The organism is Streptomyces sp. NPDC001068 (assembly GCF_042897315.1).
Classification (GTDB): Bacteria; Actinomycetota; Actinomycetes; order Streptomycetales; family Streptomycetaceae; genus Streptomyces.
Genome location: NZ_JBIAYD010000031.1, coordinates 1 through 25,661 on the forward strand (window position 1 = coordinate 1; position 25,661 = coordinate 25,661).

General features: G+C 72.5%; 25 protein-coding genes and 1 pseudogene. 13 read left to right on the forward strand and 13 right to left on the reverse strand.

The window, feature by feature from the left end; translation table 11 throughout:
- Positions 1–91 precede the first annotated feature (91 nt).
- Positions 92–547: pseudogene (locus ACFY3I_RS42895) on the reverse strand (1,4-alpha-glucan branching protein); the annotation flags it as partial.
- Between the two features lie 368 nt (positions 548–915).
- The gene (locus tag ACFY3I_RS42900; protein WP_365295968.1) at positions 916–1,560 is read right to left on the reverse strand and encodes a TetR family transcriptional regulator; all 645 of its coding nucleotides are present in this window, start codon (positions 1,558–1,560) and stop codon (positions 916–918) included.
- A 219-nt stretch (positions 1,561–1,779) separates the two neighbouring features.
- Between ACFY3I_RS42900 and ACFY3I_RS42905 the strand changes: the two genes are divergently transcribed.
- Genes ACFY3I_RS42905 through ACFY3I_RS42915 form a run of 3 tightly spaced genes read left to right on the forward strand, consistent with a single transcriptional unit; the run spans position 1,780 to position 5,146 of the window.
- Entirely contained in the window at positions 1,780–3,288 is a 1,509-nt protein-coding gene (locus ACFY3I_RS42905) for a glycosyltransferase family 4 protein (RefSeq protein WP_390866386.1), read from the forward strand.
- Positions 3,282–4,079, forward strand: a complete 798-nt coding sequence (locus ACFY3I_RS42910; RefSeq protein WP_390866387.1) for a class I SAM-dependent methyltransferase — start codon at positions 3,282–3,284, stop codon at positions 4,077–4,079. The genes ACFY3I_RS42905 and ACFY3I_RS42910 overlap by 7 nt, the downstream gene beginning before the upstream one ends.
- Positions 4,076–5,146 (forward strand): prenyltransferase, encoded by a 1,071-nt coding sequence (locus ACFY3I_RS42915; RefSeq protein WP_390866388.1) that lies wholly within the window; start codon positions 4,076–4,078, stop codon positions 5,144–5,146. The genes ACFY3I_RS42910 and ACFY3I_RS42915 overlap by 4 nt, the downstream gene beginning before the upstream one ends.
- Positions 5,147–5,198: 52 nt before the next feature.
- Here the strand turns inward: ACFY3I_RS42915 and ACFY3I_RS42920 are convergent, their stop codons facing one another.
- On the reverse strand, positions 5,199–5,492 hold the full coding sequence (locus tag ACFY3I_RS42920) for a hypothetical protein (protein WP_365295960.1): 294 nt from the start codon (positions 5,490–5,492) through the stop codon (positions 5,199–5,201).
- Between the two features lie 136 nt (positions 5,493–5,628).
- On the opposite strand from ACFY3I_RS42920, the gene ACFY3I_RS42925 reads away from it, so the two are divergent.
- From ACFY3I_RS42925 to ACFY3I_RS42935, 3 genes are all read left to right on the forward strand, one after another.
- Positions 5,629–6,189, forward strand: coding sequence for a hypothetical protein (locus ACFY3I_RS42925; RefSeq protein WP_390866389.1), 561 nt, complete (start codon positions 5,629–5,631; stop codon positions 6,187–6,189).
- Positions 6,190–6,362: 173 nt separating this feature from the next.
- Entirely contained in the window at positions 6,363–7,001 is a 639-nt protein-coding gene (locus ACFY3I_RS42930) for a hypothetical protein (RefSeq protein WP_390866390.1), read from the forward strand.
- Positions 6,935–7,702: a hypothetical protein gene (locus ACFY3I_RS42935; RefSeq protein WP_390866391.1), complete on the forward strand. Its 768-nt coding sequence runs from the start codon at positions 6,935–6,937 to the stop codon at positions 7,700–7,702. Before ACFY3I_RS42930 ends, ACFY3I_RS42935 begins: the two co-directional genes overlap by 67 nt.
- 15 nt (positions 7,703–7,717) lie before the next feature.
- Here the strand turns inward: ACFY3I_RS42935 and ACFY3I_RS42940 are convergent, their stop codons facing one another.
- From ACFY3I_RS42940 to ACFY3I_RS42960, 5 genes are all read right to left on the reverse strand, one after another.
- Positions 7,718–8,728, reverse strand: coding sequence for an LLM class F420-dependent oxidoreductase (locus ACFY3I_RS42940; RefSeq protein ID WP_390866392.1), 1,011 nt, complete (start codon positions 8,726–8,728; stop codon positions 7,718–7,720).
- A 98-nt stretch (positions 8,729–8,826) separates the two neighbouring features.
- Positions 8,827–9,636 carry a hypothetical protein gene (locus ACFY3I_RS42945; protein WP_390866393.1) on the reverse strand — a complete coding sequence of 270 codons (810 nt, stop codon included), beginning with the start codon at positions 9,634–9,636 and terminating at the stop codon, positions 8,827–8,829.
- 129 nt (positions 9,637–9,765) lie between these two features.
- Entirely contained in the window at positions 9,766–10,680 is a 915-nt protein-coding gene (locus ACFY3I_RS42950; protein ID WP_365295948.1) for an N-acetylmuramoyl-L-alanine amidase, read from the reverse strand.
- A gap of 22 nt (positions 10,681–10,702) precedes the next feature.
- Positions 10,703–11,356 carry a class I SAM-dependent methyltransferase gene (locus ACFY3I_RS42955; RefSeq protein WP_365295946.1) on the reverse strand — a complete coding sequence of 218 codons (654 nt, stop codon included), beginning with the start codon at positions 11,354–11,356 and terminating at the stop codon, positions 10,703–10,705.
- Between the two features lie 151 nt (positions 11,357–11,507).
- Positions 11,508–13,283 (reverse strand): MFS transporter, encoded by a 1,776-nt coding sequence (locus tag ACFY3I_RS42960; protein ID WP_365295944.1) that lies wholly within the window; start codon positions 13,281–13,283, stop codon positions 11,508–11,510.
- A gap of 224 nt (positions 13,284–13,507) precedes the next feature.
- Here ACFY3I_RS42960 and ACFY3I_RS42965 point away from each other — a divergent pair, with 224 nt between their 5' ends.
- From ACFY3I_RS42965 to ACFY3I_RS42980, 4 genes are all read left to right on the forward strand, one after another.
- The gene (locus ACFY3I_RS42965; RefSeq protein WP_390866410.1) at positions 13,508–14,701 is read left to right on the forward strand and encodes a lipid-transfer protein; all 1,194 of its coding nucleotides are present in this window, start codon (positions 13,508–13,510) and stop codon (positions 14,699–14,701) included.
- 158 nt (positions 14,702–14,859) lie between these two features.
- A complete protein-coding gene (locus ACFY3I_RS42970) occupies positions 14,860–16,296 on the forward strand; it encodes an MFS transporter (protein WP_390866394.1) in 1,437 nt (478 codons plus the stop codon).
- Positions 16,297–16,429: 133 nt separating this feature from the next.
- Complete coding sequence (locus tag ACFY3I_RS42975; protein ID WP_365295940.1) at positions 16,430–16,969, forward strand: SigE family RNA polymerase sigma factor; 540 nt, start codon at positions 16,430–16,432, stop codon at positions 16,967–16,969.
- Positions 16,969–17,781: a hypothetical protein gene (locus tag ACFY3I_RS42980; RefSeq protein ID WP_390866395.1), complete on the forward strand. Its 813-nt coding sequence runs from the start codon at positions 16,969–16,971 to the stop codon at positions 17,779–17,781. Before ACFY3I_RS42975 ends, ACFY3I_RS42980 begins: the two co-directional genes overlap by 1 nt.
- A gap of 19 nt (positions 17,782–17,800) precedes the next feature.
- Here the strand turns inward: ACFY3I_RS42980 and ACFY3I_RS42985 are convergent, their stop codons facing one another.
- The 4 genes from ACFY3I_RS42985 to ACFY3I_RS43000 all read right to left on the reverse strand — a co-directional run bounded on the left by ACFY3I_RS42985 (position 17,801) and on the right by ACFY3I_RS43000 (position 21,837).
- Positions 17,801–18,433 (reverse strand): response regulator, encoded by a 633-nt coding sequence (locus tag ACFY3I_RS42985; RefSeq protein WP_390866411.1) that lies wholly within the window; start codon positions 18,431–18,433, stop codon positions 17,801–17,803.
- A 356-nt stretch (positions 18,434–18,789) separates the two neighbouring features.
- The gene (locus ACFY3I_RS42990; protein ID WP_390866396.1) at positions 18,790–20,091 is read right to left on the reverse strand and encodes a sensor histidine kinase; all 1,302 of its coding nucleotides are present in this window, start codon (positions 20,089–20,091) and stop codon (positions 18,790–18,792) included.
- A gap of 17 nt (positions 20,092–20,108) precedes the next feature.
- Positions 20,109–20,825 (reverse strand): ABC transporter permease, encoded by a 717-nt coding sequence (locus ACFY3I_RS42995; protein WP_390866397.1) that lies wholly within the window; start codon positions 20,823–20,825, stop codon positions 20,109–20,111.
- Between the two features lie 85 nt (positions 20,826–20,910).
- Positions 20,911–21,837 (reverse strand): ABC transporter ATP-binding protein, encoded by a 927-nt coding sequence (locus ACFY3I_RS43000; RefSeq protein WP_390866398.1) that lies wholly within the window; start codon positions 21,835–21,837, stop codon positions 20,911–20,913.
- Positions 21,838–22,097: 260 nt separating this feature from the next.
- Here ACFY3I_RS43000 and ACFY3I_RS43005 point away from each other — a divergent pair, with 260 nt between their 5' ends.
- The 3 genes from ACFY3I_RS43005 (at position 22,098) to ACFY3I_RS43015 (ending at position 25,231) form a co-directional block, all read left to right on the forward strand.
- On the forward strand, positions 22,098–22,955 hold the full coding sequence (locus ACFY3I_RS43005; protein ID WP_390866399.1) for a MaoC/PaaZ C-terminal domain-containing protein: 858 nt from the start codon (positions 22,098–22,100) through the stop codon (positions 22,953–22,955).
- A gap of 159 nt (positions 22,956–23,114) precedes the next feature.
- The gene (locus tag ACFY3I_RS43010) at positions 23,115–24,191 is read left to right on the forward strand and encodes a Zn-dependent alcohol dehydrogenase (protein ID WP_390866400.1); all 1,077 of its coding nucleotides are present in this window, start codon (positions 23,115–23,117) and stop codon (positions 24,189–24,191) included.
- 11 nt (positions 24,192–24,202) lie between these two features.
- Entirely contained in the window at positions 24,203–25,231 is a 1,029-nt protein-coding gene (locus tag ACFY3I_RS43015) for a 3-oxoacyl-ACP reductase (protein ID WP_390866401.1), read from the forward strand.
- A gap of 68 nt (positions 25,232–25,299) precedes the next feature.
- On the opposite strand, the gene ACFY3I_RS43020 is transcribed toward ACFY3I_RS43015, so the two are convergent.
- Complete coding sequence (locus tag ACFY3I_RS43020; RefSeq protein WP_365295926.1) at positions 25,300–25,452, reverse strand: hypothetical protein; 153 nt, start codon at positions 25,450–25,452, stop codon at positions 25,300–25,302.
- Between the last annotated feature and the right edge of the window lie 209 nt (positions 25,453–25,661).

Genomic DNA, 25,661 nt, shown 5'->3' on the forward strand with positions numbered 1-25,661 from the left:
AAAACGCTCGACTGGGAAACCCCAGCCGAGCGTCTCGCTAGGCTCCTGGCCACAGCCAGTTGACCACCGTGTTGCAACGACCCCTGGAATTCGCCGTGTCGACGGGGGCACCGAGACCGGGCAGCGGGCCCGCGCCGGTGTAGCCGCGGGCGACCTCCCGGTCGGGGGTGTCGGTGACGCTCTGCGCCTGCGCCTCGGCGCGCCCCTCGATCAGGGCTCCCAACGCGGCCGTCAGCACGGGGTCGTGGCAGCCGTCGTAGGCCCAGCGGGTGCCGAGCACGCCGTGCTCCATGGTGCCGAGGAGCGCGTGCCCGGCGCCGTCGAGCGGGGCGCCGCGGTAGGTGAGCGGTACGAGGTACGCGTCCGAGCCCTCGGTGACGACCATGAACTCGATCCCCACCTCGCCCTCCGGGTCGTCGAGCCGGAACCCGCCTGCCTTCACCGGCTCCGGTGCGGCGGGGCCGCGGTACCACGGGCGGGTGGGGAGCCAGTCGGCGATGAGTTCGACCTTGGTGGGCTCGAGGGTGGTCTGGTGGATGAGTGCCATGGGGGAGATTCTCCGGCGGGGGGCGGGCGTGCCGCCAGGGGCTCCGCACTGCCCCGATATGGGACGAAGTGCAAAAAATATCCGATAAGGGGTGTTCTATTCGCCTTCGCGCGTTCTATCCTGAAAGCCGCCTACGAGGCGAGTGAGGGAGTCCGAGCGGAGTAGCCGACTCTGGCGTGACGCAGATGCACCAAGCATCCGCCGGTGCCGACGTCGACGGTCGGGCTGAGAGGTCGGAGGGCAGCAGTAGGGCCTGACGGCGACCCCCAGTCACCTGATCCGGACCATGCCGGCGAAGGGAACCCGTCTCGTAGGTCTTCTCGTGCCTCCCGCGGCTTCCCCGCGGCGTCGTTCCCGCGGCTTCTTCCCTACGGCTTCTTCCCGGCGGCTTCCGCCTCCGGCTCCGTCAGGTCGATCAGCCGGCAGACCGTCTCGATGTCGATCTTCACCTGGGCGATGGAGGCGCGGCCCGAGAGCCAGGTGATCAGCGCCGAGTGCCAGGTGTGCTCGATGACGCGGACGGCGGACAGCTGGGCGGGGGTGGGGTCGGTGAGACCCATGGCGTCCAGGACGATCGCTGTCGTCTGCCGGGACACCTGGTCGACCTCGGGGGAGACGCTGCGGTCGGCGAAGGTGAGGGCGCGGACCATCGCGTCGGCCAGGTGCGGCTCCCGCTGCAGGGCGCGGAAGGCCCGCATCAGGGTCTCGGCGACCCGCGCGGACGCCGTCTCGCCGGCCGGCGGCTTCTTGCGCAGCGTCCCGTGCATGTGCTCCAGCTGGTCCTGCATGGTCGCGACCAGCAGGTGGACCTTGGAGGGGAAGTAGCGGTAGAGCGTACCCAGGGCCACCTGGGAGGACTCGGCCACCTCGCGCATCTGCACCGCGTCGAAACCGCCCCTGCTGGCCAGCTGGGCGCTCGCGCGCAGGATCCGGCGGCGCCGCGCCTCCTGCCGCTCGGTGAGCGGCGCGGTGGCCGATCCGGCGCCGATGTCCACCTTGGCTTCCGCAGGCATGGGTCCCGTCCGTGACAGTCGGTGAGGGCAGTGCTCAGGCCGAGTGATCAGACAGCATGGCAGGGGTCGCGTCGTGGCGCGAATCACCTGATCCACTGCTCACTCCGCCCCTACCTGCCGGTAGATTCGGAGCCTCCTGAACGATCAAGTCTGAAACTTGTTCTAGATTAGCGTCCCGGCGTAACCTCGCGGGAAAGTGCAGGGAGAAGGGGGCCCAGAGTGACCGCTGAGGCCAGGCGGACGGGTACCGACGAGGAACCCGCCGCCGACGGCGAGCGACCGCTCGGCATCGCGCTCCTCACCTACAAAGGGAACCCGTTCTGCGGCGGCCAGGGCGTCTACGTCCGGCACCTCTCCCGCGAACTGGCCCGGCTCGGTCACCGGGTCGAGGTGATCGGATCACAGCCGTACCCCGTCCTGGACGAGGGCTATCCCGCGCTCACCCTCACCGAGCTGCCCAGCCTCGATCTCTACCGGTCCCCGGACCCCTTCCGGACCCCCGGGCGGGACGAGTACCGCGACTGGGTCGACGCGCTCGAAGTGGCCACGATGTGGACCGGCGGCTTCCCCGAACCGCTTACCTTCTCCCTCCGCGCCCGGCGTCATCTGCGCGCCCGCGCCGGGGAGTTCGACGTCGTCCACGACAACCAGACTCTCGGCTACGGCCTGTTGGGAGACGTCGGCGCGCCGCTCGTCACCACCATCCACCACCCCATCACCGTCGACCGGCAGTTGGAGCTGGACGCGGCCGAGGGGCGGTGGCGGCGGTACTCGGTGCGACGCTGGTACGCCTTCACCCGGATGCAGAAGCGGGTCGCCCGCCGGCTGCCCTCGGTGCTCACCGTGTCGGGTACCTCCCGCCAGGAGATCGTCGACCACCTCGGGGTCCGCGACGACCGGGTGCACGTCGTCCACATCGGCGCCGACACCGACCTGTTCGCGCCGAATCCGGCCGTGCCCCAGGTACCCGGCCGCATCGTCACCACCTCCAGCGCGGACGTACCCCTCAAGGGGCTGGTCTTCCTCGTCGAGGCGCTCGCGAAGGTACGGACCGAGCACCCCGCCGCGCACCTCGTCGTCGTCGGCAAGCGCCCCACCGAAGGGCCCGTCGCGCAGGCCCTGGAGCGGTACGGCCTCGGCGGCGCCGTCGAGTTCGTGAAGGGCATCTCCGACGCCGAACTCGTCGACCTGGTCCGTTCGGCCGAGGTCGCGTGCGTACCGTCGCTCTACGAGGGCTTCTCGCTGCCCGCCGCCGAGGCGATGGCGACCGGCACGCCGCTGCTCGCGACGACGGGCGGCGCCATCCCGGAGGTCGCCGGACGGGACGGGGAGACCTGCCTGGCCGTACCGCCGGGGGACGCCGGTGCGCTGGCCGCCGGGCTCAACCGGCTCCTCGGCGACCCGGAGCTGCGTGCGCGGCTCGGCCGGGCCGGCCGTGAGCGGGTGCTGAGGCACTTCACCTGGGCCCGCGCCGCGGAGGGCACGGTGGCCCGCTACCGCGAGGCGATCGCCACCGCGAAGCCCCGGACCGGTCCCCGGCGGACGGCCGCCACGGCCGCCACGGCCGTGCAGGCCGCCACGGCCGTGCAGACCGGCACGTCCGCGACGGCCGTTCGCCCCGGCACCGCGGTCGCCGAGCGTCCCGTCGCGTCGCAGGGCCCGGAGGCCGGTTCCCCAGACTTTGTCTCCTCAGAGGTTGTCAATTCCGAAGGCAGGGCCACGTGCTGACCGTCGACTTCTCCCGGTTCCCGCTCGCCCCGGGCGACCGCGTCCTGGACCTCGGATGCGGGGCGGGCCGCCACGCCTTCGAGTGCTACCGGCGCGGCGCCCAGGTCGTGGCGCTGGACCAGAACGCCGAGGAGATCCGCGAGGTCGCCAAGTGGTTCGCGGCGATGAAGGAGGCCGGCGAGGCGCCGGCCGGCGCGACCGCCACCGCGATGGAGGGCGACGCACTCGCGCTGCCCTTCCCCGACGAGTCCTTCGACGTGGTCATCATCTCCGAGGTCATGGAGCACATCCCCGACGACAAGGGCGTGCTCGCCGAGATGGTGCGGGTGCTCAGGCCCGGCGGGCGGATAGCCGTCACCGTGCCGCGCTACGGTCCCGAGAAGGTCTGCTGGACGCTCTCGGACGCCTACCACGAGGTCGAGGGCGGGCACATCCGCATCTACAGGGCCGACGAGCTGGTCGGGAAGATCAGGGAAGCCGGTCTGCGGCCGTACGGCAGCCACCACGCGCACGCGCTGCACTCGCCGTACTGGTGGCTGAAGTGCGCGTTCGGCGTCGACAACGACAAGGCGCTGCCGGTACGGGCGTACCACAAGCTGCTCGTCTGGGACATCATGAAGAAGCCGCTGGCCACGCGCCTCGCCGAGCAGGCGCTGAACCCGGTCATGGGCAAGAGCTTCGTCGTCTACGCCACCAAGCCGCACCTGCCCGCGACCACCGGCGGGACCGCGAACGCCGGCGAGACCACCGCGGCCGGCGAGACCGCGAACGCCGGGGTGGCCGCCAAGTGACCACCCCCCGGACAGAACACCTCGTCCTGCCCGGGGTCCTCACCGCCGAGCAGGCCGCCGCGACCGTCCGCGGCATCCTCGCCGTGCAGCGTGAGGACGGCGCGATCCCGTGGTTCCGCGGGCATCACCTCGACCCCTGGGACCACACCGAGGCCGCGATGGCGCTGGACGCGGCCGGGGAGCACGCGGCCGCCGAACGGGCCTACGAATGGCTGGCCCGGCACCAGAACGAGGACGGCTCCTGGTACGCGGCCTACGCCGACGGCGCGCACGACGACGTCACCGACCGGGCCCGAGAGTCCAACTTCGTCGCCTACCTCGCCGTCGGCGTCTGGCACCACTACCTCTCCACCGGCGACGACACCTTCCTGGACCGGATGTGGCCCGCCGTGTACGCGTCCGTCGAGTGGGTGCTGCGGCTGCAGCAGCCCGGCGGTCAGATCGGCTGGCGGCGCGAGGACGACGGGACACCCACCGACGACGCGCTGCTGACCGGGAGTTCGTCGATCCACCACGCGCTGCGCTGCGCGCTCGCCATCGCCGAGCAGCGCGAGGAGCCGCAGCCGGACTGGGAGTTGGCGGTGGGCGCGCTGCGGCACGCGATACGGCGCCACCCGGAGCGGTTCCTCGACAAGGACCGTTACTCGATGGACTGGTACTACCCGGTGCTGGGCGGGGCGTTGACGGGTGCGGAGGCCGGTGCGCGGATCGAGAAGGACTGGGACCGGTTCGTCGTACCCGGGTTCGGGGTGCGGTGCGTCGTACCCAATCCGTGGGTGACGGGCGGCGAGTCGGCCGAACTAGCCCTGGCGCTGTGGGCGGTCGGGGAGTCCGACCGGGCGCTGGAGATCCTGCAGTCGATCCAGCATCTGCGGGACCCGGAGTCCGGGCTGTACTGGACCGGATACGTCTTCGACGACGACGCGGTCTGGCCGCGCGAGCTGACCACCTGGACGGCGGGCTCGCTGCTGCTGGCGGTCGCCGCGCTCGGCGGCCACGACGCCACGTGCGCGGTCTTCGGGGGCGGGCGGCTGCCCTCCGGGCTGGAGACGGACTGCTGCGCCTGAGGGGGCGGGGCGCGCCGCACGAGCGGCACAGCCCGCCCCTCGCCGGATACCGCTAGTGGCGGTGCATCCGGTTGGCGATCGCGTGGCCGATGAACAGGTAGACCACCGCCGCCAGGCCGTAACCGGCGACCACCCGGGCCCAGGTCTCGTCGAAGGTGAACAGGTCACGCGACCAGCCCGCCAGCCAGGCTGCCGCGTCGTGGATGAACTGGACCAGGCTGTTGGCCCGGTTCGCGTCCAGCAGGTACATCAGGATCCAGAGGCCCAGTATGAGGGCCATGATGTCGGCGACGACCGCGATGACCGTGCCGGCCTGGTTGTGGCCGTTCCGATAGGCAGGGGACATACGCTCCGGGTTGCCGCGGAACGGTTCTTGAAACCTGTACGGCGTGCTCCCCGAGTGGCGAGGCTCCGCCATCTGGGTGAGGCTGCCGATGGAAGCAACCGCTCGGGGAGGACATCGAGAATCACGGGAGGACCCCGTGTCCGTACCGATACGGCGCCTGGTCGTCGCGCTCACCCTCTGCTGCGCGCTGGTCGCCGGCGTGACCGCATGCAGCAGCACCCAGAGCAAGTCCACCGACACCGGCTTGGCAGCGGTGCCCGTGGCCGCAACGCCCAGTCCCAGTACGTCCGCGGAGAAACAGAAGTTCGCCAAGACGCGGTTCGTGGCGAACGCGTCCCTCGCGGCCGGTGCCACCTACCAGTGGATCGTCAAGCCCTGGAAGGCGGGTAAGTTCAAGAAGGGTGCCCACGGCCGCAGGCTGGCCCTGATCAAGGCCGCTCTCGCCGGTACCTTCGCGTACAACCGGCTCCAGGCCGCCAAGAAGAACGCCCAGGGCGACCCACTGCTGGCCAAGGCCGTCGCGCCGCTCTCGTCCGGTATCGACGCGCTGAAGGGCCTGCCGTCCAAGCTCCGCAAGGGCGACGGGAACGCGGCCAGTTCGTTCAACGACGTCATCAACAATGTGAAGGAAGCCGGGAAGAGCGCCGGCGCACCGGTCACCAACCAGGTGCCCAAGGCGTCTCAACTCACCCACTGAGCAACGCGGTTCGGGGATCCGGCGCCGGAGTGGCCGTCACGGCCGCGGTGTCCGGGTACCGTCCGCCGGGTGTTCGGCTCGTTCGCCCCGTGTTCGCACGGAGTTGACGCTTCCGGCGGTGACTGTTCGAGACGGTCCCCGATGATCCTGCCCCCGGAGAGGCAGGAGTGCAGGTGTCCGACTCCAGACCCGCCACCGCCGACGAGCCCCGGCTCGGCCTCGGCCGAAGACCCCGGCGCCGTTTCCCCCGCCGCGTCCTGCTCACCCTTCCACTGGCCCTCGCCGGCCCCGAACTCGCCGACATGCAGCCGCTGCTGGACGAACTGGCGGCCGACACCGGGGTCCGCCTGGACATGTCCTACGAGGCCACCGCCGACCCGGGCACGCAGGCCGGGAGAACGTCGTACGACCTCGCCTGGCCGGTCTCCGACCGGTCCTTCCTGCTCCGGCTGCAGGCGTCCGGGAAGAGCGCCGCCCGGCCCGAGTCGACGTCCGTGATGCGCTCACCCGTCGTGGTCGGTGTCACCCCCGCGGTCGCCGAGCGGCTCCGTGAGGGCGTCCCTGGCGGGCGGCTGACCTGGGCGGACATCGCGGACGCGGCCGCCCGCGGGACCGTGCGGTTCGGGATGGCCGACCCCCGGCGCAGCGAGACCGGCCGGCGCCCTGGAACGGGCCGCCGACGCCACCGGGGGCCGTACGGTCGACGCCGGACTCTCCTCCCTTTCCGAGGCGTTCAAGGAGATCCGTGGCTGCCGTTGACAGCGAGTGGTGGGACGCGTGGGGGTGGCCGTGGGCCGTCCTGTGGGCGGTGACGGTACTGGCCTGGCTGGTCCTCGCCGGTTACGGCGTGCGGGAGTTCGTCCGCGGGCGGGCCCGGCGCGGGGGCGGACGCACCGTCCACGGCATGTGCTTCTACCTCCACGAGCAGCGGGTGATGGACCTCTTCCAGAGCGGCGGCTTCGCGGCCGCCCTGGAACAGGAGGTCGCCGACCGCGCCAACGTCACCACCGGGTTCGGGCTCAAGGGCCGGCTGGGCTTCGGCGACGGGGTCGCGACGCAGGACATCACCCGGGAACGGGTGACGACGTACGTCAGGCAGAACACGCCGATCACGGTGATACGGCTGCTCATGGACACCATGCGCACGGAGGACGTGGTCGTGGACGCCGACCTGCTCGTGCCCAACCGGGCGCTCCGCGAACGGCTGCGGGAGCGGCGCAGCGAGCGGGTGGCGCTCAGCGACGTCATGTCGGAGTTCGTCTGGATCACCGGCCGCTTCACCGCGGGCCGGCCGGGCGACGGCACCCTGGTGCTGCGGGCCGGCTGCGGGGCCGCCCCGGACGAGCCCGCGCACGTCCGGATGACCTGCTCGGTCCTCGAGGTGCGGGAGGAGTTCAGGGACGAGGAGTACTCCGACGGCGTCGAGTTCCAGGCCCGCTGCCTGGCCAAGGTACGCAGCTGGAACCGCCGGTCCCGCGAGCTGCCCCTGGACCCGCTCGCCGTCTTCCGCTGAAGAGGACCTGTCCCGCTAGGAGTTGAGTTCGGCGAGCACCCGCAGGGTGTGCGGGTCGGAGGTCAGTGCCAGCAGGTCGGTCACCGGGCCCTCGCGCCACGACTCCAGCCGCTCCGCGATGCGTTCGCGCGGGCCGACCAGGGAGATCTCGTCGGCGAACGCGTCCGGCACGGCCAGCACGGCCTCCTCGCGCCGCCCGGACAGGAACAGCTCCTGGATCCGCCGCGCCTCCTCCTCGTACCCCATGCGGGCCATGAGGTCGGCGTGGAAGTTGCGGGCCGCGTGCCCCATTCCGCCGATGTAGAAGCCGAGCATGGCCTTCACGGGCAGCAGCCCGGCGGCCACGTCGTCGCAGACCCTCACCTGCGCCATCGGGGCGACCAGGAAACCCTCGGGCAGCCCGGCCACCGCCGGCCCGTACACCTCGGGCCGGCTCGGCGCCCAGTACAGCGGCAGCCACCCGTCGGCGATCCGGGCCGTCTGGGCGACGTTCTTCGGCCCCTCGGCGCCGAGCAGGACCGGCAGGTCGGCCCGGAGCGGATGGGTGATCGGCTTCAGCGGCCTGCCGAGCCCGGTGGCGTCCGCCCCCCGGTACGGATGGGAGTGGAACCGCCCCGCCGACTCGACCGGCCCCTCGCGCCGCAGCACCTGCCGTACGACGTCCACGTACTCCCGGGTCGCGGTCAGCGGCGACGCCGGGAACGGGCGGCCGTACCAGCCCTCCACGACCTGCGGCCCGGACAGGCCGAGGCCCAGCATCACCCGGCCCCCCGACAGGTGGTCCAGGGTCAGGGCGTGCATCGCGGTGGTGGTCGGCGAACGGGCGGCCATCTGGGCAACTGCCGTCCCCAGCCTGATCGTCGACGTCCGCGCGGCGATCCAGGTGAGCGGGGTGAATGCGTCCGAGCCCCAGGACTCCGCCGTCCACACCGAGTGGTACCCGAGCCGCTCCGCCTCCAGCGCCAGCGGCACATGGTCCGCGGAGGGCCCGCGTCCCCAGTATCCGAGAGCCAATCCGAGCCGCATGCACGCCTCCTGACGATCCGTCAGACCATCGGTGGACGACTGTACGACAACGGCCCCCCGCCCGGAAGGGCGAGGGGCCGCGTGCGGTGTCCGGCGGATCAGCCGCGCTGGATCCCGGAGGTGTCCTGGAGTACGCCACGACGGCCGTCCTGGGTCTGCGCCACCAGGGCGCCGCCGCGCTGCTCGACGGCCAGGTACCAGGTGCCGGGCGCCAGTTCGGCGATCGGGGCGGACGAGCCGTCCTCCGCGAAGAGCGGCCGGGCCACCGGCACGGCGAACCAGAACGGCGAGAAGTCCGGGGCGGGGCCGGCCGGCTGCTGCGCGGCGGCCTGGGGCTGCTGCCCGAACGGCTGCCCGGCCTGCGGCTGGGCGCCGTAGGGCTGCCCGCCCTGCGGGGCGCCGGCACCGGGGTAGCCGTAACCGCCGGGAGGCTGGGCGCCGTAGGGCTGCGGGGCCTGCGGCTTGGGGGCCGGGACGAGCCCGGCCTGGAGGGCGGGCACCAGCGGGGTGGCGATCGCGGCGGCGGCCAGCAGCAGGGTGGCGATCAGGCCGAGGATCAGGCCCGCACCGGCGCCGATGTCCAGGCTGCTGAAGTCGTCGAACGCGCCCAGCGGGTCGATGGTCGACCAGAACGCGGTCCACACGGCGAACACCGAGAGGCCGACGCCGATCTGGCCCAGGTCGAGCCCGACGAACCTGAACGGCTGCGGCATCGCCCGGGCGAGGACGATCAGGACCGCGCCGGCGATGCCGCCGACGTACATGCTCATCACCAGGCCGAGGTTGTCCCACGCGTTAGGGGAACCGCTGCCGGACTTGTCGAACGTGTGGAGGAACGACGCGATGAACAGCAACACCGCTGCTCCGATCACCACGCCGTCGCCTCTAGTGAGGGAGCGGATATTCACTTCAGGTCCTTCGTAGGTCGTCTCGTCGGCGGAGGAGGCGTCGCGGGGGTGCCCCTCATCGTAGGAATCGCAGGAAGGACACTATCGTTCGTACGATCGGTGTGTCCGCCCGGACCTCTCCGCCGATGCCTACCCGCGCAGGAAACTCACGATTCCCTCAGAGATCCCCTGCGCCGCCTTCTGCCGCCAGGCGCCGTCCGTCAGCAGCGCCGCGTCCTTGCTGTCGCGCATGTTGCCGCACTCGATGAACACCTTGGGAACCGTCGACAGGTTGAGGCCGCCGAGGTCCTTGCGTACGTCGAGGCCGGTGCCGTCGCCGACGTAGTTGGACGGTGAACTCCCGGTCACCTTCGCGAAGTCGCTCTCGACGTGTTCACCGAGGGTGCGCGAGGGGCCGAGGATCGGGCGGGTGTCGGCGCCGCCGGCGTTCACCTCCGCGGGCAGGATGACGTGGAAGCCGCGGTCGCCCTCGGGTGCCCCGTCGGCGTGGATGGAGATCGCCGCGTCCGCGTGCGCGTCGTTCCCGATCCGCGCGCGCTCGGTCACGCACGGCCCCCAGGCGGGCTCGTCCCCGTCGTGGGTCATCTTCACGGTGGCCCCCTGCTCCTCCAGCAGGGTCCGCAGCCGGTGCGCGACGTCGAGCGTGAACTTCGCCTCGCTGTACCCGGCGTTGGTGGAGGTCCCCGTCGTGTCGCACTCCTTCCAGTTCGTCCCGATGTCCACCTGCTGGTTGATCTCGGACGTGTGCTGGAAGTTCCCCGGGTTGTGCCCCGGGTCGATGACGACGACCTTGCCCCGCAGCGGGGGCGTCGCGCTGGGGCTCGGGCTCGGTACCTTGGCGTCGTCGCCCGGCGACACGGGCGCCGACCTCGGCGTCGCCGCGTCCGCCCGGCCGGCATCGTCACCGCCGGGCTTGCCCGCTCCCTGGTACACCACCCATCCGAGCAGCGCGCCGGGCACCAGCGCGGCGAGGGCGACGGTCATGGGCGCCCGCCAGGGGCGGCGCTGCTGGGGGGGATCGAATTCAGGGCCTGAGTACGACACGTCAGCGACTCTAACCGGGCCCTCAGATCCCCGCCCCCGTTCGCCGCAGGACGCGCAGCGAGTCGTGGGCCGCGATCTCCGTGAACGCGCCCGAGCCCAGGGCGCGGAGGTAGACGCGGTACGGGGCCTGGCCGGTGAACTCGTCCTTCGGGTCCGGGAAGACGTCGTGGATCACCAGGAGGCCGCCTTGGGCCACATGGGGGGCCCAGCCCTCGTAGTCGGCGGTGGCGTGCTCGTCGGTGTGGCCGCCGTCGACGAAGACGAGGCCGAGGGGCGACTTCCAGAAGGCGGCGATCTGCGGGGACCGGCCCACCAGGGCGACCACGTGCTCCTCCAGGCCGGCCCGGTGCAGGGTGCGCCGGAACGTCGGCAGCGTGTCCATCAGCCCGAGTTCCGGGTCGACGGTCTCCGGGTCGTGGTAGTCCCAGCCCGGCTGCTGCTCCTCGCTGCCCCGGTGGTGGTCGACGGTGACGGCGGTGACCCCGGCGGCGCGGGCCGCGTCGGCCAGCAGCAGGGTGGAGCGCCCGCAGTACGTCCCGACCTCCAGGAGCGGCAGCCCCAGTGCCGCGGCCTCGACCGCGGCCGCGTACAGCGCCAGCCCCTCGTGCACGGGCATGAACCCCTTGGCCTTCTCGAAGGCGGCGAGGGTCTCGGGCTGGGGTGCGGCCACGGCCATGGGGGTCCCTTCGGTCGTACGACGTTCCGGCCACCATGCTGCCGCACCCCCTGCCGGAGCCCGGACAGGGGGTGCGGGGACGTACGACGGACCCGTCACGCGCGGTCCGTCACGAACTGCCCGTCACGAACTGCCCGTCACGAACTACCCGTCACGCGTTGACGGTCTCCCCGGGCAGCGAGAGGTCGAGGTCCACGGCCCGGTCGTCGCCCGCGTGCGACGCCGCGGAAGCCAGCGGTCCGTGCCCCGCCGCCTTCGCCGCCAGCACGTAGGCGCCCTCGGCCGGTACCGCCAGGGCGTACGTGCCGTCCTCGGCGGACAGGGTGGCGCCCGCCTGCCGGCCCCGCCGGTCGATCAGGGTGACCTTGGCGCGGGGCACCGGGGTGCCCGCGGCGTCCAGCACCCGCCCGCGGAAGCCCCGCAGCGCGGTTTCGGCGTCGGCCAGTACGGCCTCGGCCTCGACCAGTGCGGCGTCCTCCTCGCTGCTCGCGCGCAGCTGCGTGTGCTGGGCGGCCTGCGCCGCCGGCGCGCTCCGCCTCGGCAGCATCAGGGCCAGGACCAGGCCCACCGCCACCGCGCCGGTCGCGATCAGGAAGGAGACCCGGAAGCCGTGCATGGTCGGGACGGCGACGCCGCCCACGTTGTTCGCCGTGTTGGCCAGCACCATGCCGATGACGGCGCTGGACACGGAGGTGCCGATGGACCGCATCAGGGTGTTCAGGCCGTTCGCCGCGCCCGTCTCCGACGCGGGGACCGCGCCGACGATCAGGGCCGGGAGGGAGGAGTAGGCGAGGCCGATGCCCGCGCCCAGTACCACCGAGATGACCAGGCTCTGCCAGGCCGCGCTCATCAGGCCGATGCCCGCGCCGTAGCCGATGCCGATGATCAGCATGCCGAGGATGAGGGTGGTCTTGGGGCCGTACTTGGCGGACAGCCGGGCGTAGACGGGGGCGGTGAGCATCATCGTCAGGCCGAGCGGGGCGACCAGCAGGCCGGCCGTGACCATCGACTGGCCGAGGCCGTAGCCGGTGGCCTTCGGCAGCTGCAGCAGCTGGGGCAGGACCAGCGAGACGACGTAGAAGCTGACCCCGACCATGATCGAGGCGAGGTTGGTGAAGAGCACCGCCGGGCGGGCGGTGGTGCGCAGGTCGACCAGCGGGGCCTTGAGCCGCAGCTCCATCACGCCCCACAGGAGGAGGACGGCGGCGGAGGCGGCGAAGAGGCCGAGGGTGGTGCCGGAGGTCCAGCCCCAGTCGCTGCCCTTGGTGATCGGCAGGAGGAAGAGGACCAGGCCGACCGAGAGGCCGATCGCGCCCAGCACGTCGAAGGTGCCCGCGGCGCGCGCCGAGGACTCCGGTACGACGAAGAGCGTGAGGAGGATGGCGATCACACCGAGGCCGGCGGCGCCGTAGAACAGGGCGTGCCAGTCGGCGTGCTGGGCGACCAGGGCCGCGGCGGGCAGCGCGAGGCCGCCGCCGACGCCGATCGAGGAGCTCATCAGGGCCATCGCCGAGGGGAGCTTCTCGCGGGGCAGCATGTCGCGCATCAGGCCGATGCCCAGCGGGATCGCGCCCATGGCGAAGCCCTGGAGGGTGCGGCCCACGATCATCGTGAGCAGTTCGCTGGTGAGGGCGCTGATCAGGGCGCCCACCACCATCACGGAGAGGCTGAATATCAGCATCCGCCGCTTGCCGTACAGGTCGCCGAGGCGGCCCATGATCGGAGTGGCCACGGCGCCGGACAGCAGCGTCGAGGTCAGGACCCAGGTGGCGTTGCTGGGCTCGGTGTCCAGCAGCTGCGGCAGGTCCTTGATGACCGGAACGAGCAGGGTCTGCATCACCGCGACCACGATGCCCGCGAAGGCGAGGACCGGGACCACGGTCCCGCTCGCGCCCCGGGCGGGCTGGTCGGTCGTCGTGTGCGTCATTGAGTGAGGCCTCCGGGCCAGAGAGTGACGGGAAGTGCGCGGGGGGACGGCACCCCCCGTGGATAAGTGCTGGGTAAACCTCGTATGCACAGGCAACTATTCCGTTGCTTCGAGCTGCTAACGAATCCTTGACCGTCCCATGGGTTTCTGATCGACCGTCAGGCTCTGGTCAATTTGTGGAACGTGTTCTAGTCTCAAGCGCCATGAGTGCCGCCGTGAGCACAGTGAAGGCGTACGTCGCCGGGGTCGGTATGACCAGGTTCGAGAAGCCGGAGACCCGTGGATGGCAGTACTGGGACATGGTCCGCGAGGCGGGCGGCAACGCCCTCGCCGACGCCGGGATCTCCTACGGCGAGGTGGAACAGGTTCCGATCGGCTACTGCTTCCAGCCCTCCACCGCCGGCCAGCGCGCCGTCTATGAGCTGGGTCTCACCGGAGTCCCCGTCTACAACGTCAACAACAACTGCGCCACCGGCGCGACCGCCCTGATGCTGGCCCGGCAGCTGGTCGAGGGCGGGGCGGCCGACTGCGTCCTGGCCCTCGGCTTCGAGAAGATGAAACGGGGCTCGCTCGGAAGCGGGGCGGACGGCACCGACTTCGCCACCTCACCGGTCGCCCGGCACTACGGCGTCATGGCCGCCCGGCACGGCTTCGAGGCGACCCCGCCCACCGCACAGATCTTCGGCGGCGCGGCCCGCGAGCACATGGAGCGGTACGGCACCACCGAGGCGCAGCTCGCCGCCGTGGCCGCCAAGAACCACCGGCACTCCGCACACAATCCGTACGCCCAGTTCCGGGACGTGTACGAGGTGGCCGACGTGCTCGCCTCCCGCACCGTCCACCGCCCGCTCACCAGACTCCAGTGCTCGCCCACCTCCGACGGCGCGGCGGCGGCCGTGGTCGTCTCGCGGCGGTTCGCCGAACGGCGCGGGCTCACCGGCCTCGTCGAGATCGTCGCGCAGGCGATGACGACCGACACCGGGGAGTCCTTCGCCTCGGGCTCGTGCATCGACGTCGTGGGGCAGCCGATGTCACGGGCGGCCGCCCGCCAGGTGTACGACCGCTCGGGACTCGGCATCGAGGACGTCGACGTCGTGGAACTGCACGACTGCTTCTCGATCAACGAGCTGCTGACGTACGAGGCGCTCGGCATGTGCCCGGTGGGCGAGTCGGGCAAGCTCGTCGAGTCCGGGGCGACGACCTACGGCGGCCGCTGGGTGGTGAACCCCTCCGGAGGGCTCATCTCCAAGGGGCACCCGCTGGGCGCGACCGGCCTCGCGCAGACCGCCGAACTGGTGTGGCAGCTGCGCGGCACGGCGGGGAAGCGGCAGGTGCCGGGCGCGCGGGTCGGGCTCGCGCACAACATCGGCCTCGGCGGGGCGGCCGTGGTGACGCTGCTGCGCGGGGCGTCGGCGTGAGGCTGCCGCGCGGGGCGTCGGCGTGAGGCTGCCGCGCGGGGCGTAGGCGTGACGCTGCCGCGCGGGGCGTAGGCCCTGCGACCGAGGACCGGGGCCGGGGACCGGGTGGGCCGAAAAGCCGATGCAAGGACCGTAACCGGCTTGAGAGCATGACACCCATGCTCGAAGCCGCTGACACCTCACGAACGACGCGCCGCACCACGCCCCCCACCTGGCTGGTGGTGGCCCTGGCGTGCGCGGGGCAGTTCCTGGTGGTGCTCGACGTGTCCGTGGTGAACGTGGCGCTGCCGTCCATGCGCGCGGACCTCGGGCTGAGCGCGTCCGGCCTGCAGTGGGTGGTGAACGCCTACGCCATCGCCTTCGCCGGGTTCATGCTGCTCGGCGGGCGGGCCGGAGACCTCTTCGGCCGCAAGCGCATGTTCCTGGTCGGGCTCGGCCTGTTCACGCTGGCCTCGCTAGGCGGCGGCCTCGCCCAGGACGGCTGGCAGCTGCTGCTCGCCCGGGCCGTCCAGGGGCTGGGCGCGGCGGTACTGGCGCCCTCGACACTGACCCTGCTCACGGCCGCGGTGCCGGAGGGCCCGGCCCGGGCCCGGGCGATCGCCACCTGGACGGCGGTAGGTGCCGGCGGCGGCGCGGCCGGCGGGCTGGTCGGCGGAGTGCTGGTGGACGTGCTGTCCTGGCGGTGGGTACTGCTGATCAACGTGCCGGTGGGCGCGCTGGTCCTCGCCGGGGCCGGGGTGTGGCTGGCGGAGAGCCGGGCCGGGGCCGGCCGGCGGCTCGACCTGCCCGGCGCGCTGCTGGTGACGGCGGGCCTGGCGACCCTGGCCTACGGCGTCTCACAGACCGAGGCCGAGGGCTGGACGGCGGCGGCCACCCTGGTCCCGCTGGCCGCCGGGCTCGCCCTGCTCGGCCTCTTCCTGGCCGTGGAGGCCCGCACGGCGGTCCCGCTGATGCCGCTGCGCCTGCTCAGGCGGCGGAACGTGGCGTCGGCCAACGCGGCCATGCTGGTCTCCGGCTCCGCGATGTTCTGCATGTGGTACTTCATGACGCTCTACGCCCAGAACGTCCTCGGCTACTCCCCGCTGGAGGCCGGCTTCGCCCTGATACCCAGCTCGGTCGCGGTGCTCGTCGGCTCCAAGACGGCGCCCCGGCTGATGCGGCGGGCGGGCGCGCGGACGGTGGCGGTGGCCGGCACGCTGGTCGCGGCGACCGGGTTCGGCTGGCAGTCGGCCATGGGCCCGCACGGCGCCTACCTGACGGCGATCATGTTCCCCGGGATCCTGATGATGCTCGGCGCGGGCCTGGCCGCCACCCCGCTCGCCGCGCTGGCCACCTCCGGGGCGGCGCCTGCGGAGGCCGGACTGCTCTCGGGACTCATCAACACCTCCCGCACGATGGGCGGTTCGCTCGGTCTCGCGGTGATGTCGACGGTCGCGGCGGCCCGGACCGGCGCCGACGGCGGGCCCGCGGCCCTGACCGAGGGGTACGCGCTGGCCTTCCGGGGCAGCACCGGAGTGCTGCTGGCCGGGGCGGTGCTGATGCTGGTGTGGCTGCCGGGACGGGTTCCGCCGGCCTCCGCGGCGTCCGCGGGCTGAGGCGGCTTCGCCGGTGGCCCGGGGCCGAGGTGACTTCACCGGTGTCCGGGGCCGAGACGGCTTCGCCGGTGTCCGGGCAGGGGCAACGGTCCGGGCGGCTCGTGGACTCCTCTTTTACATCTAGGAGGTGCCCATGGGGGGACGGGAAAGCGCTCGGGACGAGGAGTTCCAGAGCTTCATGATCGGCCGCTGGCCGCGGCTCATGCGCACGGCATTTCTCCTCACGGGGGAGCAGCACGCCGCCGAGGACCTCGTCCAGTCGACCCTCGAACGGGTCTTCGTGGCCTGGCGGAAGGTCGGCTCGGCCGATGACCCGGAGGCCTACGTACGGCGCGTGATGATCAACGCGCACGCGCGCCGGCACAGAAGGAAGCTCAAGGAGTTCCTCGCGCCGAAGGACGACTCGGGCCTGGTGCGCGAGGTGCCCGACACGGGGGACCGGATCGCGCAGGCCGACGACCGTACGGCCCTGCTCACGGCGCTCGCCCAACTGCCCTCGCGGCAGCGGGAGGCGGTGGTGCTGCGCTACTGGGAGGACCTGACGGAGACGCAGACGGCCCAGGCCATGGGCTGCTCGGTCGGCACGGTCAAGAGCAACGCGGCCAAGGGGATCGCGAAACTCCGTGCCATACCGGGACTGGCGGGCATGGTGACACAGGGAGGGTGTGCCTGATGGGCATGAACCGGGAGAACCACGGCATGACACAGGCGGAGTCGGACATCGCCCTCCTTCTCGCGGAGGCCACGGACGGCGTCGAGATCGGCACGGCTCCCCTGCAGGCGGTGCTGCGCGGCGGCAGGCGGCGCCGGGCCCGGCGGTGGGCGGTGGCGGCCGTGGCGGTGGCGGTGCTGGGCGGGGCGGCGGGAGGCTCGCTGGCGTTCGCCGGGCTGCCGGGAGAGCACGGGGACCGGCGGGCGGACGTGGCCGGGACGCCCAGCTCGCCCGAGGCCCGGCATGTGTACGAGCCGCAGGAGACCGAGCTGTCCACGGGGACGTACCAGGGCAAGCCGTGGTCCGTGACCGTGGAGGTCTGGGGAGCGCCGAGGAACGCGGACGAGGCCGCGCGGCAGTTCGACCTGATGGTGGAGGAAGGTCGCCATCCCACTGTGAAGCTCCCCTCCGAACTGATCGGCAGGACCTCGTTCTTCGTGCTGCGCTGGGCCGAGGGCCGGCAGCAGATGATGTCCGGCAGCTGGACGAAGCCGGATCGCATGAGCAGCACGGACCTGGAGTCCGGCGCGGCACCGCTGGGGGCGACGGGTGCGGACCGGCTGGTGGTCGGGCAGGTGGCCAGGACCGCCCGGGAGGTCACCTGCACCTGGAAGGACGGCAGAACGACCCTCGTCCGCAGCGGCCCCGTGCAGTACCACCACAATGTGCCGGATCCCGCCATCGTGCCGGTGGCCGGTTACCCGGCGGCGAACTGGTTCGTGTGCGTGGCCCCGGAGGGGACCAGCTATCTGACGGCGGAGGTGACGAAGTAGCGCGGCGCGTGACGGGAGGTCAGAGCCAGCCCTGCTGCCGGGCCTCCCGTACCGCCTCCGTGCGGTTTCGGGTACCGGTCTTGCCGATCGCGGCGGACAGGTAGTTGCGGACCGTCGACTCCGACAGATGCAGCTTCGCCGCGACGTCGGCGACGGTCGCGCCGTCCACCGACGCCTTCAGCACATCGCACTCGCGGGCGGTGAGCGGATTGGGCCCGGCGCTGAGCGCGGCCGCCGCGAGCGCCGGGTCGACCACGGTCTCCCCGGTGAGCACCTGCCGGATCGCCCGGGCCAGGTCCTCGACGGGGCCGTCTTTGACGAGGAAGCCGGCGGCCCCGGCCTCCATGGCCCGGCGCAGGTAGCCGGGCCGCCCGAAGGTGGTCAGGATCAGCACCCGGCAGTCGGGCGCCTGGTCGCGCAGCTCGGCCGCCGCGTCCAGGCCGCTGATGCCCGGCAGTTCGATGTCGAGGAGGGCCACGTCCGGCCGGTGGTTCAGCGCCGCGTCCACGATCGCGTCGCCCGCCGCGACCTGGGCGACGACCTCGATGTCCGGCTCCATCCCGAGGAGCAGGGCGAGGGCCCCGCGCATCATGCCCTGGTCCTCGGCGAGCAGCACCCTGATCGACTTGGCGGGCCGGTGGTCCCGGGGCATCTCGTTCGCAGGCTCGTACACGGCCCAAGCCTAGTGCTGTGACCGGAAGGGTTTGCCGGAAAACTCGCGGCGTCCGGTGCGGTGCGTCGAGAGGCGGAGCATCGCCCGCGTACCTGACGTACCCGGGCGGTGCGACGGCGCGGCGAGGTGCCGTGCCGGGCGTCGCGAGCCGGTGAACCCTTTCCGGTCGCGGCACCAGCCGTGGGCCCGGCGGCCGGAGAGTTCTCCGTTCCGTGCCGCGGGGCCCGGGCGGTGACCGGCCGCGGTCGAAGGACCGCCCCTCCGAGCGCTGACGGTACGGCCGTTGATGAGTCCGCCGGTCAGCCCGTCGGTCAGCCCGTCGGTCAGCCCGTCGGTCAGTCCGTCGGTCGGTCCGTCCCGGGCGCGGCCGGCGCGGGCGCCGGCGTCACCGTCATGGCGGTCAGCAGCTCCAGCGACTCGGTGGGGAGCTCCGCGGTGACCGTGAAACCGCCGCGCGGGGACGGGCCGGCCTCCAGGGAGCCGCCCGCCGCCGCGAGGCGTTCGGTCAGCCCCTTCAGCCCGGTGCCGCCGACGCCCTCCCGGCGGGGCTCGGCGGCGCGCGCGCCGGTGCCGTCGTCGCCGACCGTGAGCCGGACCCGCTCGGCGCCGCTGTCGACGGTGATCTCGCAGTGAGCGGCGTCGCTGTGCCGTATCACGTTGGTGACCGCCTCGCGAACCACCCAGCCGAGCAGCGTCTCGGTCTGCGGGGCGAGCGGCGTCCCGGTCTGCCGGACGACCGGCTCGACGCCCGCCGCGGACAGGACCGAGCGGGCCCGGTCGAGTTCCGTGGCGAGGCTGCCCTCGCGGTAGCCGGTGACCGCCTCGCGGATCTCGGTGAGCGCCTGCCTGCCGACCGACTCGATGTCGGTGATCTGCGAGAGGGCCGCGTCCATGTCACGGGGGGCGAGGCGCCGGGCCGCCTCCGACTTGACGACGATCACCGAGAGGGTGTGCCCGAGCAGGTCGTGCAGGTCCCGGGAGAAGCGCAGCCGCTCCTTCTCCACCGCGCGCCGGGCCAGCTCCTCACGGGCGGCACGCAGCTCCCGCACCGCCTCGGACAGCGAGAGGATCGCGGCGGTCACCATGGTGGACAGGAAGGTGCCGTAGGCGACGTTGATCCCGTCCCAGCCCGAGCGGAACGTGGAGACGGCCGCCGCCAGGGCGGTCAGCGCGAGACCGATCCGGCCGAGGTTCGGGCCGCGCAGGCAGGCGCCGGTGGCCAGGCCGAGCAGGGGGAAGAAGTACAGCCAGCTGCCGCCGTAGCCGAGGGCGAGGCCGCAGGTGAGCAGGCTCATCAGGCCGAGCGCCACCCGAGTGGCGACGGCCTCGCGGGCCTCCTTCACGAAGGAGCGGAACACGACGTAGATGTAGAGAGAGTTGAAGGTCAGCAGGCCCAGGCCGCCGATCCAGGGGTTGGGGGTCTTGCCCTGGAGGAGGTTGGAGAAGGAGCCGAGACCCAGCAGCAGCCAGGGCAGCAGGGTGAAGCCGGTCGCCGGCGGGCCCGGGTGCTCGGACCGCCGGCCGGTACGGCGCGACTCCTTCTGCGCGGCCTTGAACTCGGCCATGTCGGCCTTCCACCGGGCCCGTCCGGTCCGCCACGCACGCAGCCGGCAGGTGATCCTTCGCGTCCAGGACATCTCGCTCGCTCCCCCGGTCATACGGTCCGCCCGGTCCGGCGGTACGCCATCACAGCGTACGAACCGAACGCGAGCAGCCAAGCGGTCAGGACGGTGACCGCGCCGAGGGCCGGGGCGTGTCCGTCGGCGACGGACGTGCCGAGCTCGGCGAAGCGGCTGGTCGGGGTGTACGCCGAGACGGCACGCAGCCAGTGCGGGAACAGGCTGATCGGGAACCACAGGCCGCCGATCACGGCGAGCCCCAGATTGCAGGCCATGTTCGCCACGCCGGTGGTCTGGGCGGTCAGGCCGTAGCCGTTGGCGAGGCCGAGCAGGGTGAAGGGGACCGAGCCCAGCCAGAGCAGCAGCGCGATGCCCGCCCACTGCCAGGCGGCCAGCCGCACGCCGTTGACCAGGCCGCCCGCCGTGAGCACCGCGACGATCGCCGGCAGCACGGTCACCGAGCCGGTCAGCGCCCGGCCGAGCACGACCTGGCGCGGGGTCATCGGTGTCACCCTCAGCTGCCGCAGCCAGCCGATCGCACGGTCCTCGGCGACCCCGCCGCCGGTGTTGAGGGCGGAGCCGACCGCGCCGTAGGCGGCCATGCCGACCATGGCCTGGGTCCGGTAGCCGCCGTCGTCGCCGCCCAGATTGGTGAAGAGCAGGTACATCATCACCGGCATGGCGATCCCGCCGATGACGAAGCCGACGTCGCGCAGGGTCCGGCGTACTTCGAGGCGCAGGTAGTCGAGCATCGGACGGTCTCCGTCTCAGAGGCGGTGCGGGCGGGGGAGGGGGCGTTCAGGGATGCCGTGGCGGTTTCGCGCGCGGGGCCGGATGTCACGCCGGCTCCCGTTCGCGCGGGGACGTCAGGGCCAGGAAGGCGTCGTCGAGGGAGGCGGGGGCGACCTCGAGGCCGCGGATGGCGTTCCGGGCGGCGAGCGCGATCACGGTCGCGTCCGAGTCGTCGGTGCGCAGCAGGGCGCGGTCGCCGCGCACTTCGAGGGAGCGCACGCCCGGCAGCAGCGCCAGTCCCTCGGTGGCGCCGCCCGCCAGGTCGAAGGAGACGAGACTGCCGCCCGCGGCCCGCCTGAGCGTCTCGCCGGTGCCGTCCGCGACGATCCGGCCGCGGTCGATGACGAGGATGCGGTCGGCGTGCGCGTCCGCCTCCTCCAGGTAGTGCGTGGAGAACAGGACGGTGTGGCCGCGCCGGGCGTACGCCCGCATCGACTGCCAGAACGCGTGCCGCGCCTCCACGTCCAGGGCGGCCGTCGGCTCGTCCAGGACGACCAGCGAAGGATTCCCGGCCAGCGCCACGGCGAACCGGACGCGTTGTGTCTGGCCGCCCGACAGGCGGTCCACCCGGCGCCCCGCCAGCTCGCCGATGCCGGCGAGTTCGAGGGCCCGCGCGACGGGCATCGGCGCCGGATAGCGCCGGGCCACGAACGTGACCAGCTCGCCGACGGTGACCCGGGGCACCGCCCGGGCCTCCTGGAGCATCGCTCCGACCAGCCCGCTGCGTACCGCCTTCGCCGGCTGCGCGCCGAACAGTTCGACGGTGCCGGCGTCGGGCGCGTTCAGCCCGAGCAGCAGCGAGATCGCCGTCGACTTGCCGGCGCCGTTGCGGCCGAGCAGCGCGACCGTCTCACCGTGCCCGATCTCCAGATCCACCCCGTCCACCGCGCGCACCGTCCCGAAGGTCTTGACCGCCCCCGCGAAGGACACGGCACGTTCCGTCCGGCCCGCCGTCCCACCTGTCCATGTCATGACTACGACGCTAGGGAGCCCGGGCCCCGCGCGGCAGATGCGCTTGTACGGACTCGGGCAGGACAAATGTCCTGGCCCCGCCCGATCGGATCTGACACTGTGTCAGGAGTCTTCACAAGTGTGGAGCGCTCGGCTATACAAGGGGCGCTGGACTGGAACGCGTTCTAGGGACATCCCCTTGGACCCGCCCCGTGGACGACCTCGGTGCGGCCGACGGTGCGGACGGTCGCGCCGAGGTCTTGAGAAACCTCAGGAGCCGTATGCCCATCGACGCAGCCAAGGCCGTCGCCGCCGAACCCCGGACCGGGGAGATCAGCTGGGAGCGCCGGGACGTCCAGCTCTACCACCTGGGCATCGGCGCGGGCCGCCCCGCCACCGACCCCGACGAACTGCGTTACACCCTGGAGTCCCGGCTGCACGTGCTGCCCAGCTTCGCCACCGTCGCCGGGGCCGGTTCACCCGGAGTGATCAACGGACTCTCCATGCCCGGCATCGACGTCGACCTCGCCAAGGTGCTGCACGGCGGCCAGTCCCTCACCCTCCACCGCCCGCTGCCCGCGAGCGGCACGGCCACCGCCACCGGCCGGATCGCCGCCGTGTACGACAAGGTCAAGGCCGCCGTCCTGGTGATGCGCACCGAAGTCGCCGACGCCGACGGGCCGCTGTGGACCAACGACGCGCAGATCTTCGTGCGCGGCGAGGGCGGGTGGGGCGGCGACCGCGGCCCGGCCACCCGGACCGATCCGCCCGCCGGCGAGCCCGACCGCACCGTGGACCGGCCGGTCCGCGACGACCAGGCCCTGCTCTACCGCCTCTCCGGCGACTACAACCCACTGCACGCCGACCCGGAGTTCGCCAAGCTCGCCGGCTTCGACCGGCCCATCCTGCACGGGCTGTGCACCTACGGCATGACGCTCAAGGCGGTCGTCGACACGCTGCTCGACGGGGACGTGAGCCGGGTGCGGTCGTACACGACCCGGTTCGCCGGCGTGGTCTACCCGGGGGAGACCCTGCGCATCCGCATGTGGCGGGGCGACGCACGGGTCCGGGTCGCCGTCAGCGCCGTCGAGCGGGACGACGCGCCCGCCCTCGCCGACACGGTCGTCGAACACTCCTGACCCGTCCCGCCCGCTCCGTCCGTCCCGCTCCGTCCACCGGTCCCGCCCGCTCCGTCCACCGGTCCCGCTCCGTCCGTCCGTCGCACCTGATCCAGCCCGTCGCACCTGATCCGCTTGAACCAGCTCGGTCGAGAACGCAGTTGAGGGGAGAGCCGCACCATGCGCGCAGCCGTACTGCAGGAGATAGGCCAGGAGAAGCTTGAGGTCCTCGACGACGTCGAGGCGGTCGGGTTCGGCCCCGGCAGGGTGCGGATACGGGTGCGCGCCACCGGGCTGTGCCACTCGGACCTGTCGGCGATGAACGGGGTGCTGCCGCAGCCGGCGCCCTTCGTGCCCGGCCACGAGGGCGCCGGCGAGGTCCTCGAAGTGGGGGAGGGCGTCACCCGCGTGAAGCCCGGCGACCGGGTGGTCGTCTGCTGGCTGCCGGCCTGCGGGGCCTGTCCGGCCTGCCGGCGCGGGCAGACCGAGCTGTGCCTGGCCGGGTTCATGAACGCCGGAACCCCCAACTTCCGGCGCCCCGGCGGCGACGTCTTCGGCTTCGCCGGCACCGGCACCTTCGCCGAGGAGGTCGTGGTCGACGCCGGGTGCGCGGTGCCGATCCCGGACGACGTCCCCTTCGACATCGCCGCGCTGATCGGCTGCGGGGTCACCACCGGGCTCGGCGCGGCCCTCAACACGGCCGACGTGGAGGCCGGTTCGTCGGTCGCCGTGATCGGGTGCGGCGGGGTCGGGATCTCGGCGATCCAGGGCGCCCGGCTCAAGGGGGCCGCCGAGATCGTCGCCGTCGACCCGGTCGCCTCCCGCCGCGAGGCCGCACTCCGGTTCGGGGCCACGAGGGCCGTCTCGCCCGACGAACTGTCGGGCGCGAAACAGGAGGTGACGGCCGGTGAGGGATTCGACTACGTCTTCGAGGTCGTCGGCCGGTCCGCCACCGCCCGCACGGCGTACGAGAACACCCGGCGCGGCGGCACCCTCGTGGTCGTCGGCGCGGGTGCCATGGACGACTTCCTCCAACTCAACATGTTCGAGCTGTTCTTCGACGAGAAGCGGATCCTGCCGTCGATGTACGGCGGCGGTGACGTGGTCGCCTCCTACGAGCGCACCATCGCCCTGTGGCGGGCCGGCCGTGTCGACCTGGAGGGCCTGATCACCCACCGGGTGCCGCTCGCGGAGATCAACGAGGCCCTGGACCAGATGCGCACCGGCACCGCCCTGCGCACCTGCATCGAGATCTGAGGGGCCGCCGTATGCCGCAGGAGAAGCCGCGGGGGCCGCAGGAGGCGGCGGGGCGACCGCAGGAGCAGCCAGGGAGGCCGCTGGAGGCGGCGGGGAGGCCGCGCAGGCCGTTGGAAGGGCTCAGCGCGGTCGTCACTGGCGCGGGCCGGGGTCTCGGCCGGGCCGAGGCGCTGGAACTGGCCCGGCTCGGCGCGGCCGTGGTCGTCAACGACTTCGGGCAGTCCGGCCGGGACGGTTCGGGGACAGCGTCGACCGGTCCCGCCGAGCAGGTCGCCGAGGAGATCCGGGCGGCGGGCGGCGAGGCCGTCGCCCACACCGGCGACATCGCGGACTTCTCCCAGGCGCGAGACCTTCTCACCCTGGCGACAACGCGTTACGGCAAGCTGGACATCCTCGTCAACAACGCCGGCATCCTGCGCGACCGCATGGTCTTCTCCATGACCGAGGACGAGTGGGACTCGGTGATCCGGGTCCACCTCAAGGGCCACTTCAACACCACCCGCTTCGCGGCCGAGCACTGGCGGGAGCGGTCCAAGGCGGGCGGCGGCGCGCAGGTGTACGGCCGGATCGTCAACACCTCCTCCGAGGCCTTCCTCGCCGGATCCGCGGGCCAGCCCAACTACGCGGCCGCGAAGGGCGGCATCGTCGGCCTGACCACCTCCACCGCCCTCGCCCTCGCCAAGTACGGCGTGACCGCGAACGTGATCTGCCCGCGCGCCCGCACCCGGATGACCGAGGACGTCTTCGCCGGGTTCGAGCGGCCCGCCGAGGGCCTCGACCCGCTCGCCCCCGAGCACGTCGCCCCGCTCGTCGGCTACCTGGCGTCCCCGGCCGCCGGGCGGATCAACGGGCAACTGCTCGTCGTGCACGGGGGCATGGTCGCGATCGTCGAACGACCCCGGGTCCAGGCCCGGTTCGACAGCAAGCAGGACACCTTCGACCACGGTGAACTGGACGCCCTGCTCACCCCGCACTACGCCGGGCGGCCGCCGGGGGAGACCTTCGCGGCGGCGGAGGTGCTGGCGCTGAAACGGCAGTAGGACGGACGGGGACGGCGGACGACAGCGGCCCCGCCCCTCTCGGGGCGGGGCCGCTGTCGTGCGTACCGTCAGGCCGCGGTCTCGGCCGGCTCCGGCTTGCGGTGCCGGCCGCTCGGGGCCGATTCGCCGTCCTGGACGGAGACCGGGCCACGGTGCTTGCCGTGGCGTTCGGACTCCTCCAGGTCGGCGGACAGGTGCTGAGACGTGCTGGTGTCGCTCATCGGAAGAATTCACCCCGTCAACATCATCTTTCTTACAGCGCGGCGAGTGTAACCAACCCACCACGGGGCGAATCCAGGCAGGCACGCCGACCGGTGCTACTTCGTTACAAGCCGCCTCTGCTTCGTTACGAGCGGCTCCACGCTCTCGCCGCGAACCGCTCCGCGCCTTGGCCGCGAACCGCTCCACAACGCCGGCACGGCCCGCGCCA

Coding starts and splice junctions, on each gene's coding strand:
- ACFY3I_RS42900 (WP_365295968.1), bottom strand. CDS start 1,560: ATGCCTGCGGAAGCCAAGGTGGACATCGGCGCCGGATCGGCCACCGCG.
- ACFY3I_RS42920 (WP_365295960.1), bottom strand. CDS start 5,492: ATGTCCCCTGCCTATCGGAACGGCCACAACCAGGCCGGCACGGTCATC.
- ACFY3I_RS42940 (WP_390866392.1), bottom strand. CDS start 8,728: ATGCGGCTCGGATTGGCTCTCGGATACTGGGGACGCGGGCCCTCCGCG.
- ACFY3I_RS42955 (WP_365295946.1), bottom strand. CDS start 11,356: ATGGCCGTGGCCGCACCCCAGCCCGAGACCCTCGCCGCCTTCGAGAAG.
- ACFY3I_RS42960 (WP_365295944.1), bottom strand. CDS start 13,283: ATGACGCACACGACGACCGACCAGCCCGCCCGGGGCGCGAGCGGGACC.
- ACFY3I_RS42970 (WP_390866394.1), top strand. CDS start 14,860: ATGCTCGAAGCCGCTGACACCTCACGAACGACGCGCCGCACCACGCCC.
- ACFY3I_RS42975 (WP_365295940.1), top strand. CDS start 16,430: ATGGGGGGACGGGAAAGCGCTCGGGACGAGGAGTTCCAGAGCTTCATG.
- ACFY3I_RS42980 (WP_390866395.1), top strand. CDS start 16,969: ATGGGCATGAACCGGGAGAACCACGGCATGACACAGGCGGAGTCGGAC.
- ACFY3I_RS42985 (WP_390866411.1), bottom strand. CDS start 18,433: ATGCCCCGGGACCACCGGCCCGCCAAGTCGATCAGGGTGCTGCTCGCC.
- ACFY3I_RS42990 (WP_390866396.1), bottom strand. CDS start 20,091: ATGTCCTGGACGCGAAGGATCACCTGCCGGCTGCGTGCGTGGCGGACC.
- ACFY3I_RS42995 (WP_390866397.1), bottom strand. CDS start 20,825: ATGCTCGACTACCTGCGCCTCGAAGTACGCCGGACCCTGCGCGACGTC.
- ACFY3I_RS43000 (WP_390866398.1), bottom strand. CDS start 21,837: ATGACATGGACAGGTGGGACGGCGGGCCGGACGGAACGTGCCGTGTCC.
- ACFY3I_RS43005 (WP_390866399.1), top strand. CDS start 22,098: ATGCCCATCGACGCAGCCAAGGCCGTCGCCGCCGAACCCCGGACCGGG.
- ACFY3I_RS43010 (WP_390866400.1), top strand. CDS start 23,115: ATGCGCGCAGCCGTACTGCAGGAGATAGGCCAGGAGAAGCTTGAGGTC.
- ACFY3I_RS43015 (WP_390866401.1), top strand. CDS start 24,203: ATGCCGCAGGAGAAGCCGCGGGGGCCGCAGGAGGCGGCGGGGCGACCG.
- ACFY3I_RS43020 (WP_365295926.1), bottom strand. CDS start 25,452: ATGAGCGACACCAGCACGTCTCAGCACCTGTCCGCCGACCTGGAGGAG.